Raw genomic sequence first — 12238 nt, 5'->3', positions numbered from 1 at the left:
TCGAGGAACCCCCGGTCACGGAACCCTCCCCGGAGGAGACCGGCACCTTTCCGATCCCGGCCGGCCCCAACCGCACCCGCCAGCTCGGCGAGGGCAGCAGCCCCACCCCGCACCAGCCCAGCCACCAAGCACGCCCTACCCCCAGGCCCGGCACCGACCATGCGAACAAGCACACGGCACTCACGGATGTTGGGACTGAACCCACCGCCGGCAACAGCCAGAATTCACCGGACCCCCAGTCCTCACACCGTGGCCGGGCCTCTGCACCCACAGCGCCACCTGCCCGCCATCACATTCCCGGCCAAGCCCAACCGCAGTTTGCGGATTTCTCTCCTGCGTCAGATCCACTCCAGCCCGCACCCGTCGGCGCACCCGCACGACAGCCCACCGCGGGTGAAATTCGACGGATAGCGCCGTCCAGTGCGCGCGCCCAGGCGGCGAAGCATCCGCGCACCGGAGAACCCGACACCTCCACTGACGGGCTCGCGAAGCAATCACCGTCACAGGACCCGCTGACTGCCTCCGACCGCTACTACCTGGCATGGATGGACTACCAAGAACAAAAAGGCAACGAGCCGAACGACAAACAACTCTCCGCCTACTGCGCCCAGAAGGGACTCCTTGGCCGAGGCGGCAGACCCGTAAGCCCCGCCAACCTACGCCGCCACTTCCTCCACTGGCGGATCTACAACATCTGGGCCGAACACCGGAAACACACAGACGCTCCCCCGCCGCCAGCAGTGGCCCAAACCTGCACCGAACACGCCGTCACAGCCCAATACGGCCACCCCATCACCCCCGCCCACATCACCGAACACGCCACCGAATTCGAACGCCGCTGGCAGGCGACACACAAACCCCGCGAAGCGTAGGAACGCGAGGTTGAGGGCATCACCGCTCTTCACAGATCGAACTCGTCGTGATCAAAGAACTCTTCGGCCACGCCCACATCGGCGTCACCACCACCGTCTACGCCCACGTCCGGCTCTGCCTCCAGCGCGACGCCATCGACCTCCTCGACCGCACTCTCCACAACCCCACCGCGACCACCAACCAGCCCCAAGACGGAGACCACCTGGCGTCCTGCGCAACACCTGTCCGCTGACGTTGCCGTCAACTACTGCCGTCACACACCCAGAAGCCCCGCCGGAATCAGGGCGGGGCTTGAGAATACTCCCAGACTGAAACGGGGGAGCCTTCAGATAATTCGTGAGGAGGAATCAAATTTCGAGTGCGATACGGATCCCCCAAGGGCGTGCGATGTTACGCATCACTACGCCTCCAGGTCCTATTCATCGTCACTCTGAGGAGTTTCACCTCGCCGCCTCTTGGAGAATTCATCAGCCAAAAGCTCTTCGAATTCCACCTCTTGACCATTGTCCCAATGCTTGACTGAACGCCATCTCTCTTGATCGTATCCGTCATGCCAATTCCACGGAGTGACCAGTGCCCACAAAGCATTCCATGACATCCTGATCTTCAAGCGCGTCAACGCCTGCGTCTCAATGTCCGCATCCGGGAAAGACAAAGAATGCTGGAGTGTAACAACGAGATGCAACAGCGCAGCCCTGACCGAGCGGGCCAGTTGGCGCTCATCAGACCCACGCTCTGCGCGAGCAAGTCGAGCAGTGCGCGCCGTGAGGAACGCATCCAGACGCTCGACGTCGCCGAGGGTGATGTCCTGGCCGTAGCGCAGCACCCGCCTTTCTACCCCTGGATCTTCCACCCTCTCCCCTTCCAACTGAATGCACCACTATCTCTGCCAGATCGGTTCATCGGAGACTGGTGCTCGCACCCGGAGCCTGGGGCATAAACCCCCCGGCGGCTATGACTTCATCAGGCGCCCGCGTGTCCCCGCGATAACCGTGTCGCAGCCGTAGACCCACTTCGCGGCGAGGGGGCCGGTAGCGGATGCTACCGGCCTGGTCGATGACGGTGTCGAGCTGGCCGTAGATGCTGCCCTTGCCCGGTCCCGTCGCTTCCATGAGGTCGTAGGCGGACATACCGGCAATGCCCGTCGTCCAGAACCGGTCGCGGATGACGTTGAGGACCCTGTGGGGCACAGTCCCCGACCATCCCAGGTGGCGTCCGGGGCTGATAAGTGACGCGCGGTTCGGCCTCTGCCGAGACCGTATCGCCCGTATTGCCCGTACCCTTCGTGGTATCTACGGCGTCACATAACGGACGCCAAACCACTGGAGGCAACACCCCGTGCTGATCGCTCAGCGTCCGTCCCTCACCGAAGAGGTCGTCGACGAGTTCCGCTCCCGGTTCGTGATCGAGCCGCTGGAGCCCGGCTTCGGCTACACCCTCGGCAACTCCCTGCGCCGGACCCTCCTCTCCTCGATCCCCGGTGCGGCAGTCACATCCGTCCGCATCGACGGCGTGCTGCACGAGTTCACCACCGTGCCGGGCGTCAAGGAGGACGTCACCGACCTGATCCTCAACATCAAGCAGCTCGTCGTGAGCAGCGAGCAGGACGAGCCGGTCGTGATGTACCTGCGCAAGCAGGGCCCGGGTCTGGTCACCGCCGCCGACATCGCGCCGCCGGCCGGTGTCGAGGTGCACAACCCCGACCTCGTCCTCGCCACCCTCAACGGCAAGGGCAAGCTGGAGATGGAGCTGACCGTCGAGCGCGGTCGCGGTTACGTCTCCGCCGTACAGAACAAGCAGATCGGCCAGGAGATCGGGCGCATCCCGGTCGACTCCATCTACTCGCCGGTTCTGAAGGTCACGTACAAGGTCGAGGCCACGCGAGTCGAACAGCGCACCGACTTCGACAAGCTGATCGTCGACGTCGAGACCAAGCAGGCCATGCGTCCCCGTGATGCAATGGCTTCGGCCGGTAAGACGCTGGTCGAGCTGTTCGGTCTGGCGCGCGAACTGAACATCGACGCCGAGGGCATCGACATGGGTCCGTCCCCGGTGGACGCCGCCCTCGCCGCTGATCTCGCGCTGCCGATCGAGGAGCTCGAGCTCACCGTCCGTTCGTACAACTGCCTCAAGCGCGAGGGCGTCCACTCGGTGGGTGAGCTCCTGGCGCGCTCCGAGGCCGACCTCCTCGACATTCGCAACTTCGGTACGAAGTCCATCGACGAGGTGAAGGCGAAGCTCGCCGGCATGGGCCTGGGCCTCAAGGACAGCCCGCCCGGATTCGACCCGACCGCCGCTGCCCTCGGCGCGGACGACAACGGGGACGCGGGTTTCGTGGAGACCGAGCAGTACTGAACGCTGCACTACGGCCCGGGCACGGCGGAGCCGGTGAAAGGGAGACGGCATAGCAGACGACCACACCCCTATTCCCCCGAGTGGGGTGTTTGGCAGGCGCACCGCGACGAACCCGAATCACAGCCCCTACAGCGGGGTCCTGGCTGTGGCTATCTGACCAGGTAGAAGTCTTTCCGGGCCGCGTCGCGTTGCCGGTACCGGGCCAACCGGGCGGTCAGAATCGTGAGGACGCCACAAAAAAGGTCGGCAGGCCCCTATCGGGACACGCCCCGCCGGCCCGGCCCGGCACCGGCACCATCCCCGACCAACCGCCGTCAAAAACGGACGACGTATGCCTGCTGAGTGACTCTTTGTCAGTGGTGACTGGCACGATCTCGGTCATGAGCGACGAGTCTTTCAACTGGCATGACCTCCTCGGCCGTTGGCAGGAGGAGTGGGTTCCCCGCGCCAAGCACGAGGAGGAGGACGAGGACGGCGGTTCGGGCCCCGTCAGGCTGGGCAGGCCAGGGGCGGACGAGGCCACGATCACCACGGTCGAGAAGCGGCTGGGGATGCGACTGCCGCCCTCCTATCGCCAGTTCCTGGCCGCGAGCGACGGATGGCGTGTGGAGCAGACGGCCGGGGTCTATCAGCTCGGGGGGATCGCGGACATCGACTGGTCCCGGGATCCGTACGGGTTGACCGAGGTGTACGTAGAGAATCTGGGCGACGACCCGCTCGAGCAGGAAGTCCTGCTCGCCGGCATGTGGCAGCGATCGCTGCGCCTGGAGACGGACTCCGATATGACGCTGGCTCTGCTCGACCCCGGCGACCGCGACGAGCACGGCGAGTGGGCGCTCTACGTCTACAAGGGCTGGAGCGGTGAATGCCCGGACCGCTACCCGTCGTTTCGTGCCTACATGGAGGCCATGTACCGGAGCTTCCACGGCGACCGGGTGGGGCGGGCGGGCTTCGAGAACGCCACCACGCGCGCCCAGGACGCCCGGGTCGAGGAGGCCCGCCTCCTCGCTCTTCGCGGACGGCATGAGGAGGCCCTGCCCTTGCTCGAGGAGGCGCGGTCCTTCGGACGACCGAACAGCGCCATTCTGCTGAACCAGTTGCAGCATCTGGCGGCTCCCCTCGCTCAGCGGGACTACGGCTCCCTTGTGGCTGATCCCCGCTATCTGCCCGAGCTTCTTGCGGTGTCGGCCATCGAACCGGCCTCCGGCGAATGGCGACTGGGCGGAGACGACCACTGGCTGGGGATGATGTCCGCCCGTGGGGTCGACCGGGAAATCGCCGAGGACCTGTTGATCGCGCTGCGCCACGGCACCCATCGTTATGCGCCGCCGGGTGCGTGGGGCCGGGCCGTCAACGAGGCCCGGGAGTCGGCCCGATGGGGAGCGACCGATGCCGCGTGGCGAATGCTGCGCGTCGCGCTTACGCAGTGGATACCACCTGGTCCTTTGCTGCTCGCGCCCCTTGGTTTGCTCGCCGATCCGGTTCTGGGGCCGCTGATCACCCCGCAGCGCGGGCGAGAGATCCTCGCGACTCCGCGCGCAGGCGAGTGCGGGCCCGCTCCCGAGCCGGCGCCCGATCTCGACCCGCCGGGTCTCACCTGGCTGACGACGACCGGGATACATGAGCGGCCGTTCGACGCGTACCGCTGCGTCTGGGTCGAGGGCGCCGACCCCGCCGGCCTACCCGCTGTCATAGGCGACGAGGGTGCCGAACTGAGTGAGCCCGTGCACGCAGCCAGGGCGTACAAGCCGTTGAAGCAGAACCACGAGCGGGAGGGCGTCGAGCTCTGGGAGGACCGGGCCGCGGTCATGGCCGGCCGCTGCAGCGAGGGGTGGGCCTTCGCCTTCGACGGCCAGTCCCGCCAGGGCATCAACCACCTGTTCCAGTCCCCCGCCGCGGCCGCCTCCGCATTGGGTCGCGCCGTGGTGGTGTGGCGTGAGCCGCAGCGGCACTTGGCTCATCACCCGGCCGCATTCCATGTCTCGGTGGCCGAACGCGGCGTGGAACTCTATGCGTTCACGGTGCGGGGCAACGACGTCCGGCGCTCGGGTGCGATACCCAACGCCCTGGATCCCGCGCGTTTTTCCGGCTCACCTGACACCCATCTCGACCGAGAGATAAGCCTGTTGGAGACCCTGCACGCCAAACTGGGCATCTCGCTCCCCCGTTTCGCCCTGTCCCAGGGGAGCCTCCCCATGTTCACCACCCGGTCCTGGACCCGAGCGCCGCGCGAGGGCGAAGGCTTCGCCTACCTGAGCTTCGTACGGCGTCGCCCCTGAGGCGACGCTACCGCAGAGCCGCGACCACGGCCTCGGCCACCCGGGCGAAAAGGCGGTCGTCGCATTCGGCCGTGGCCAGCACATGAGTGGCGTCGGTACGCTGTCGGCCCCCGGCCTCGAGCAGGCCTGCCACCACCAGGCGCTCCAGCATCACCTGTAGCAACTGGTCCGCGGCGCCGTCCTGTTCGGCCAGCCGGGCCCTGAACTCGCACAGCACCGAGTGGTCGAACCCCGGATCCTCCAGCTCAAGGCCGAGGGCATACTTCCAGTCGATCCTGGTACGGACGGCGTCCGCCGCCGCACGGTCGGACGGGATCTCCGCGAACTGCAGCACCGACACCAGCGCCAGCCGTCCAGGGGACAGCCCCGGCTTGCCGTCGGAGGGATACAGTCCGGCGAACGCGTCGTCCTCGAACAGGACATCGAGCCTGTCCCGGATGAACATGGCCGGTGTGCCCTTAGGACACGCCGCCCGCGCTGTCCGCACCGTCCTCACCGGAATCCGCTGGAAACTCCTCGGCCGTAACGACACTGCCCCCACGCCCCAGATCCGAGGCCACCCCGCACTCCTCCAGCGAACCATCCCACGGCCCTACCGTCAGCACCCCGGACAAGATCACCAACAGAGTCCTGGCATTGAGGCTAGACTGCCGCTGACCTGGCCTGATCTGCTCCTTCTTCACGCTGGCAGTGCGTTCTGGTCCAGCACCCGCTGGGTGCGGCACGCATCGATGGCGGATCCCGCGCCAACCCTAGAGGCCCAGGTCAGCGGCGAAGACGGAGAATGCAGGGGCCACTGTGCGCCACTCGCACAGACTCGGGTTCGTCCAGAAGTCACTGCCCACGACACGGGGGTCCAAGGGGTCGGTCCGGTAGTCCAGTGCCAGGGCTACATCGTCGCCAGGCATGAGGTTCACCGCGATGAGGACTGACTGCTCAACGTCCAGCCACGGCAATTCCACCGGCGTGCTGCTAATGCTCCCCCGCGTCTCACGAAAGCAGGCGCAGTAGGGGTCATCGGCGAACATGTCCATAGAACGGGACTGCTGCTCCATCGCTGCCGTACTAGTCAGGAAGTTGAGCGGCTCCTCGAACCACGGAATGACCTTTGCGAGTGCGACCGGGTCGGGTTGGCGCCACCGGCCCTGGGCGAGTAGAGACGTCAGCCGCCCAGGCAGAGGCAGTCCACGAACCGTCAAATGCTCCATGGCCGACAGCGTGACAAAGCAGCAGCCATTGATCGCTGCCCTGTGTTCGATGTGGTCGGCGCAAGGCCCTCACACCAAAGTGACTGAGCGCCTCAGATGGTGGGCCTCGCCGGCTGAAGAGCTCGATGTGAGGCATCCTTCGGTCCCGCGCCCTGTGCCGGGCCGGTCCTGCGGATTTGACATGGACGGGCCGCCTGCGGCTGGCGTATGTTCCCTCAGCGCGCGATCTTCCGCGAGCGATTCCGTTTCCGTGCCTGTGGGGGCCACCGTCATGTCCGCATCCAGCGATCTCCGTCCGCGGCCTGCGCTGCCCAACCGGGTACCGCGGTCGCCGCGTGGCCTCCTGGCCGGTCTGTCGGCGCTGCTCGCGGTGGTCGCCCTCAGCGACCTGTTCGCCGTCTATGCCGGTGTCCGGGCATACATGCTGATCGACGATGACCGGGGGTTCGCTTTTGCCTCTCGGCAGGAGCTGGACACTGCCGACGCTCTGTACCAGACGGCAGGACAGCTCCAGAGGATCACGTTCCTTGCCTGCGCGATCGTCTTCATCGTCTGGTTCCACTGGATGCGCCGGGACGCCGGGGCGCTCGGGCCGGACCGGTTCCGCAACGGCCCCGGCTGGGCGATCGGGTGCTGGTTCATCCCGCTGGCGAACCTATGGATGCCCTATCGGGTCGCGGTCGACATATGGGGGGCCAGCACACGGCTGCCGGCCGACGGCGAGCCGTACAAGGGCTCTTTCTGGCCGGTGAACCTGTGGTGGGGCCTGTTCGTCACCACGACCCTGTTCAACCGGTACGCCTTGCAGCGCTACCAGGACGCCGAAAGCCTCGGAGAGATCCGGGACGCCGTGCTTCAGGTGATGGCGGCCGACATCCTGGACATCGCGGCCGCGGTGTACTTCGCGGTGCGGCTGACGGCCATGCAGCGGCTGAAGGCGGCCGAGGGACTCTACGTCTCGGCCTGAGCCGCTCCGGAGTGGATCCAAAACCCAGATGATACCGAGCGCTTCAGCTGGCGAGGCCCGCCGGCTGAAGCGCTCAGTCACACTGTGCCGAGGCTCCGCAGCTGTCACCGACCGCACCAAATAGGCTGCGAAGGCACCAGGCCGGAGCAGCCGGACTGTCACCAGAGAGTCGCTGTAGTTGTCACACACAGCCGATCGCCGGTCTTCCTGTCACCGGGTCGCAGTGTGACTCGCGACGACCTCATCGCCATGCTTGCGAACAGACCCCGGCATGCGGGCCTGCACGCGACGCCTTGATCGCCGGGGCTGACTTCCTCATCTGGGACGGCCTGGTCCTGGCCAACCAGCACGCGGGCGTCTTCCGGGGGCGCGGGCCAGGCTCGCGTCCGTCAGATCGGCGCAGGCCAGGCTTGCTCCTGTCAGGTCCGCACGGGTCAGGCACATGCTGGTCAGGTACCGGGGCCTCCCCTTGAGTGGTGGACATGCCGACAGTGGATTCTGCTTGATCCGTAGAAAGCAAGAAGGACCGCCGAAGGCAATGAAGGACTACTTCAATCGGTCACGAATGGCCCGGGTGGTCTTGATGCTGGTGTCCTGATCACCCATGCAAGCCTTCTGCGCCGGTAGAGCTCTTCTGCAAGGTGCCGGACCGTGTCTCTGGAGCAGATATCTGGCCTGACCCGCAGGTATGGCCGGCGCACCACCCAGGTCAAGCAACTGCCTCACAGCGGGCACCGCCCGGCGTGCCAGTCCCGCTGGATCCGCTGCGTCCAATACGCTCTGAAGACGTCCGACCTGCCGTCCTTCATTGCGTGCGCTGCGCACGGCGACTGCTCTTCACGTCGGCCCGGACGGCACAGCCGCCGGATACAGGAAGAGGTGTGGCATGAGGTCTTCAAGCGTGCACCTGCGGGAGATCACCGAGGCCAACCGGGATGCCGTCCGTGCCCTGCGCGTCCGACGCAACCAGAAGCAGTTCGTCGCTTCCGTGTCCAAGTCGCTCAAGGAGGCGAAAAGGAAACCGGAGACCAATCCCTGGCACCGCGCCGTGTACATCGGCGACGAGCCAGTCGGCTTCGTCATGCTGTCTTGGAAGCCGCTGACTGGCCCTTACAAAGGGAGACACTTTATCTGGCGTCTCCTCGTCGACAAGCGGTACCAAAGGCGAGGGATCGGCCGGCAGACGCTCACCCAGATCGCCGCCCTGGTTCGCGCGGACGGCGCCACCGAGCTTTTGACCAGCTACAACCCCGGCGACGGCGAACCGTGGCCCTTCTACCAGAAGCTCGGGTTCGAGCCTACGGGCGAGATCGACGACGACGAGATCGTTCTGCGGCTCACCTTCCCTGCCCTGTGAGCTCATACAGGTAGCGGCGAACGGTCTCAGCCTCCGTCGTCGCGAAGGCCCCCTCATGACAACAGCCCCAGCCGGTACACGACAGCATCGTCACACCGGCAGTGAGGCCGCTGACGCTGTGCTCCTCGACGAGGGAGCGGCGGCCGTCGGCGCGCAGTTCGAACAGGTCGGCGCGGCGAGGACGCCGCCGTCTTCGGCCAGGGCGTCATCGGGCTGATCTGGTGTGGGGCATCTGGGGCCACCGCAGCGAGGGCACGGTCTCACAGGGGGTGGCTGAACTGGAGTTCGGTCAGGGCTCATTGAGCCGGGTCCGTCGTACGGGCGGGGACCAGAAAGGGCGAATGAGCTGGATGCGGGACTGCGGCCCGCCCTGCTGGCACTGGTCGAACCTGAAGAGCGGGGCGATCCGATGTCACCACTGCGCGGGTCCACGAAGCCGACCCTCAACCTGGCAGCGGAACTCACTCGGCAGGGACACCGTGTCTTCGCCGGCACAGTCGCCAACCTGTTGGGGACGAAGGCTTTAGGGTGCAGGCCGACATCAGGACCGTCGAAGGCGTTCAACACCCGGACCGGGGCGTGTAGTTCCGCTACCCCAACGAGCAGGCTCGAGAGCACCGGGACGCCGGAGAGTCTGACTGAACGAACCCTTCCGTCTGCTCCGGCGTCGCAGTACCGGGTCGCAAGCCGAAAGAGACGGAGGGACACATGAAGAAGCGAACGGCCACGGTGGCGAGTCTCGGTCTGCTGGCGTGCATGTTGGCGGGGTGCGGCGAGGGGAAGTCGTCCGCCGATCCTACGGCGACGACCGGCACACAGTGGACATCGTCGTGTGTGGGACACCGCCCGGAGGGCAGTCCCCCGGGTATCGGCCAGGGCTCCCGGCTGGAGAAGGTCGCCGTGCATGTCGACACGGTGGTGCGCATACGCTACTCCGACGTCTACACCGGTCTCTCCGTCGACGAGGGCCGTCAGACCGCCGACATCTGGCGCATACCGTCCTTCGCCTTCGACGACGAAGTCTGCGGGGCGGCCCCGAAGGGCGTAACCCTACGGCTGCACGACACGGACGTAAACCGGAAGACACTCGATGCGTTGGCCGACCGTATCAGCGACGACATGAAGCGCTGGGACGGCACCTTCGAGATGCGTGAAGTCGGCGTGGACGCAAAGGGGGTCGTCCTCGTCGGGGTCGATGACCTCGACAGGGCACGGCCGCTCGTGGAGAAGGCGTACGGCGAGAAGAACAGCCGGTACATCAAGGTCGAGCAGGTCAGCGAGGCTGAGGCGACCGCCGGATGACGTACCACCGGCGAGGATGTCTGAAAGGCCTTCCTCCCCGACGCGGAGCATCTGATCGCTGGCGTCGACTCTCCGGTCGGTCCAGCACCCTCATGACCTGCCGTCCAGCCGGCGGCCGCCCCGAAACGGTCCCGGCCGCTCTCGCGGCAGCCGCCCGAAGGTTCTTCACTGCCGTTCGGCTGCGCGTCCATTAGCCTCGGGCTTTCACGAGGTGGTCTGTCCGAGGCCTGACGTCCTTCGCCAATATCACCGCAGGTGCGGCGTACACGTGCAAGACCTACTACTCTAAGTACCAGTTTCCTCCGCCCCCGGCAGCCACTGCCTGCTGGGGGCGGAGTTTTTCGCCCTGCGGAATTATTCAAAGAATAGGGTCATGAAAATCGTACACTTTTCGTGTTCTCGCATCGCCCCTGTTGCGGCGGTTCTCGGGGCAAGTGCACTGCTCGGCACGGTCGGCCCATTCGCGAGCAAATTCGACAATCTTGCCGGCCAGGTTGTAGGCGTCATATTTTCCGTGGGATGGTCGTGGGCATGCTTCGCCTTCCTGGTCGGTTACTCGCGACGGTCAAGAATTGAGGCATCGCTGCTGGCGTCTTCGGCATTGGCAGTGGGCGTAGCCGTGTATTACCTTTTCAAGTTTCTGAGCCCCGACGTTCCGGCCGGGGGACACGTCATCTCTGGCGCAGGCGATGGCCTTTTCTCCAGAGCCCTGTTCTGGGGCGCATCGGCTTTCGCCCTCGGTGCGCCCGTTGGGTTCCTGGGGAGTATGGCGAGAATGCCTGGCATCGGCGGTCTCGGGGTCCGCCTGGTCGTCCCGTTGATCGCCTTCTTCGAGGCTTCCCTGCGGCTGGCACCGGAGGCGGACGACTCGCAGGACCGGGTCGTCGACATGGACTGGGCCTCGGTCCGCGCGCTCTCGGCCGTGGCCGTCGTCCTTCTCGTAGGCCATGCAGTGTGGAGCTGGTGGCGCGGCCGGGGCGTTCGCCAGCCTGCCCCGGCAAAGCGCCTCTGACGCATTACTGAGCGGGCCCGCACCGTTGCTCCGGTGAGTCGGCGGGCCCACCGCCTGTTCGCCGCATGCCATGGCCCCGGACGCGCCGGCGCCCGATTCTGGCCAAGATCGTTGACTGCGGGACTCGCAAGCCCTAGCTAGGAGCCAAGTGAACGACAAACAGCTGATCGAGAAAATCCGGGACAATGCGGAAGGGTACGGCCTGGACGGCACCTACTACCCGACCGTCATGTTCCTCACAGGGACCGACATCGGCAGGTCAAGCGGGCTGCTGCGCGGTTTCACGGAGTGGCTGGTCGTGCGCAGAGGCGAGTGCAACAGCTTCTACTGGCACAAGCTCGTCCTTCTGGACCTGTTCCCCGACATGAACTTCCGGGACTGGAAGGCGCCGTCCCACTTGACCCCGGACCAACACCGACAAGCCGTGGAACACCTGTTCTCGCTCATCCTCGAATTCCTGACCGTACGGAACGACTCCCGGAAGTTGAGCCGCATGTACACCAAGTACGAGGCCTTGTACGCGCACATCCCGGGGTAGCCCCGGGAAACTCCCGCATCTGGGCGCCAGAAACTGGGGAACTCGACCACACCGAGCCTGCAGGAATTAGTGGCCTCATCTACGCCACTGTGGTCGGCGCCGTGTTCCTGGGCCTAATCGAAGGAACCGTACTGCTGGGCTCCAGCCAGGCTCGGGATAGGACGGCTGGCCGCCCTTTGCGCGTCGTGCGGCTCGGACTGCTCGGGCTCGGCGAAATCGCAGTCGCTGGAATGTCCCTAATTAGCCTCGAAGTTCATGACGGTCCGCCGACGGAGTCGGTGGACCGTTTTCGTGCCGTGAGGTGAGGGTGGGCAGGCCGAGGGCCCGAGTGTCGTCTCGGGGTGGCG

At 65.9% G+C, this 12238-nt stretch carries 13 protein-coding genes and 1 pseudogene; 10 read left to right on the top strand and 4 right to left on the bottom strand.

Going from position 1 to position 12238, the window contains the following annotated elements; translation table 11 throughout:
- The first annotated feature begins 545 nt into the window (after positions 1-545).
- A complete protein-coding gene (locus tag ACWCQK_RS40750) occupies positions 546-872 on the top strand; it encodes a hypothetical protein (RefSeq protein ID WP_451164134.1) in 327 nt (108 codons plus the stop codon).
- Between the two features lie 47 nt (positions 873-919).
- Positions 920-1105 carry a hypothetical protein gene (locus tag ACWCQK_RS40745; protein ID WP_451164132.1) on the top strand — a complete coding sequence of 62 codons (186 nt, stop codon included), beginning with the start codon at positions 920-922 and terminating at the stop codon, positions 1103-1105.
- 183 nt (positions 1106-1288) lie between these two features.
- Here the strand turns inward: ACWCQK_RS40745 and ACWCQK_RS40740 are convergent, their stop codons facing one another.
- Positions 1289-1726 (bottom strand): hypothetical protein, encoded by a 438-nt coding sequence (locus tag ACWCQK_RS40740; RefSeq protein ID WP_451164130.1) that lies wholly within the window; start codon positions 1724-1726, stop codon positions 1289-1291.
- 485 nt (positions 1727-2211) lie between these two features.
- Between ACWCQK_RS40740 and ACWCQK_RS40735 the strand changes: the two genes are divergently transcribed.
- Positions 2212-3228 carry a DNA-directed RNA polymerase subunit alpha gene (locus tag ACWCQK_RS40735; RefSeq protein WP_451164128.1) on the top strand — a complete coding sequence of 339 codons (1017 nt, stop codon included), beginning with the start codon at positions 2212-2214 and terminating at the stop codon, positions 3226-3228.
- A gap of 380 nt (positions 3229-3608) precedes the next feature.
- Positions 3609-5507: an SMI1/KNR4 family protein gene (locus ACWCQK_RS40730; protein ID WP_451164136.1), complete on the top strand. Its 1899-nt coding sequence runs from the start codon at positions 3609-3611 to the stop codon at positions 5505-5507.
- A 7-nt stretch (positions 5508-5514) separates the two neighbouring features.
- Here the strand turns inward: ACWCQK_RS40730 and ACWCQK_RS40725 are convergent, their stop codons facing one another.
- Positions 5515-5952: a transposase gene (locus tag ACWCQK_RS40725; RefSeq protein ID WP_451164126.1), complete on the bottom strand. Its 438-nt coding sequence runs from the start codon at positions 5950-5952 to the stop codon at positions 5515-5517.
- 307 nt (positions 5953-6259) lie between these two features.
- The gene (locus ACWCQK_RS40720) at positions 6260-6715 is read right to left on the bottom strand and encodes a hypothetical protein (protein ID WP_451164124.1); all 456 of its coding nucleotides are present in this window, start codon (positions 6713-6715) and stop codon (positions 6260-6262) included.
- A 271-nt stretch (positions 6716-6986) separates the two neighbouring features.
- On the opposite strand from ACWCQK_RS40720, the gene ACWCQK_RS40715 reads away from it, so the two are divergent.
- Positions 6987-7682: a DUF4328 domain-containing protein gene (locus tag ACWCQK_RS40715; protein WP_451164122.1), complete on the top strand. Its 696-nt coding sequence runs from the start codon at positions 6987-6989 to the stop codon at positions 7680-7682.
- Between the two features lie 315 nt (positions 7683-7997).
- Here the strand turns inward: ACWCQK_RS40715 and ACWCQK_RS40710 are convergent, their stop codons facing one another.
- The gene (locus ACWCQK_RS40710) at positions 7998-8126 is read right to left on the bottom strand and encodes a pentapeptide repeat-containing protein (RefSeq protein ID WP_451164120.1); all 129 of its coding nucleotides are present in this window, start codon (positions 8124-8126) and stop codon (positions 7998-8000) included.
- A 457-nt stretch (positions 8127-8583) separates the two neighbouring features.
- Here ACWCQK_RS40710 and ACWCQK_RS40705 point away from each other — a divergent pair, with 457 nt between their 5' ends.
- From ACWCQK_RS40705 to ACWCQK_RS40685, 5 genes and pseudogenes are all read left to right on the top strand, one after another.
- Complete coding sequence (locus ACWCQK_RS40705) at positions 8584-9039, top strand: GNAT family N-acetyltransferase (protein WP_451164118.1); 456 nt, start codon at positions 8584-8586, stop codon at positions 9037-9039.
- A 245-nt stretch (positions 9040-9284) separates the two neighbouring features.
- Positions 9285-9621 (top strand): annotated as a pseudogene (locus tag ACWCQK_RS40700) (ISAzo13-like element transposase-related protein); the annotation flags it as partial.
- A gap of 126 nt (positions 9622-9747) precedes the next feature.
- Positions 9748-10341 carry a hypothetical protein gene (locus ACWCQK_RS40695; RefSeq protein WP_451164116.1) on the top strand — a complete coding sequence of 198 codons (594 nt, stop codon included), beginning with the start codon at positions 9748-9750 and terminating at the stop codon, positions 10339-10341.
- Between the two features lie 373 nt (positions 10342-10714).
- A complete protein-coding gene (locus tag ACWCQK_RS40690) occupies positions 10715-11353 on the top strand; it encodes a hypothetical protein (RefSeq protein ID WP_451164114.1) in 639 nt (212 codons plus the stop codon).
- 148 nt (positions 11354-11501) lie between these two features.
- The gene (locus ACWCQK_RS40685; protein WP_451164112.1) at positions 11502-11891 is read left to right on the top strand and encodes a hypothetical protein; all 390 of its coding nucleotides are present in this window, start codon (positions 11502-11504) and stop codon (positions 11889-11891) included.
- Positions 11892-12238: the final 347 nt, after the last annotated feature.

This window comes from Streptomyces sp. NPDC002306, from assembly GCF_053593435.1.
Note: the sequence above shows the minus strand (reverse complement) of the source record. Positions and strands in the feature narration are given on the sequence as shown.

Excerpts from the sequence above, each read along its gene's own strand:
- ACWCQK_RS40710 (WP_451164120.1), bottom strand. The coding sequence starts at position 8,126 with ATGTGCCTGACCCGTGCGGACCTGACAGGAGCAAGCCTGGCCTGCGCC.
- ACWCQK_RS40725 (WP_451164126.1), bottom strand. The coding sequence starts at position 5,952 with ATGTTCATCCGGGACAGGCTCGATGTCCTGTTCGAGGACGACGCGTTC.
- ACWCQK_RS40695 (WP_451164116.1), top strand. The coding sequence starts at position 9,748 with ATGAAGAAGCGAACGGCCACGGTGGCGAGTCTCGGTCTGCTGGCGTGC.
- ACWCQK_RS40690 (WP_451164114.1), top strand. The coding sequence starts at position 10,715 with ATGAAAATCGTACACTTTTCGTGTTCTCGCATCGCCCCTGTTGCGGCG.
- ACWCQK_RS40720 (WP_451164124.1), bottom strand. The coding sequence starts at position 6,715 with ATGGAGCATTTGACGGTTCGTGGACTGCCTCTGCCTGGGCGGCTGACG.
- ACWCQK_RS40730 (WP_451164136.1), top strand. The coding sequence starts at position 3,609 with ATGAGCGACGAGTCTTTCAACTGGCATGACCTCCTCGGCCGTTGGCAG.
- ACWCQK_RS40750 (WP_451164134.1), top strand. The coding sequence starts at position 546 with ATGGACTACCAAGAACAAAAAGGCAACGAGCCGAACGACAAACAACTC.
- ACWCQK_RS40715 (WP_451164122.1), top strand. The coding sequence starts at position 6,987 with ATGTCCGCATCCAGCGATCTCCGTCCGCGGCCTGCGCTGCCCAACCGG.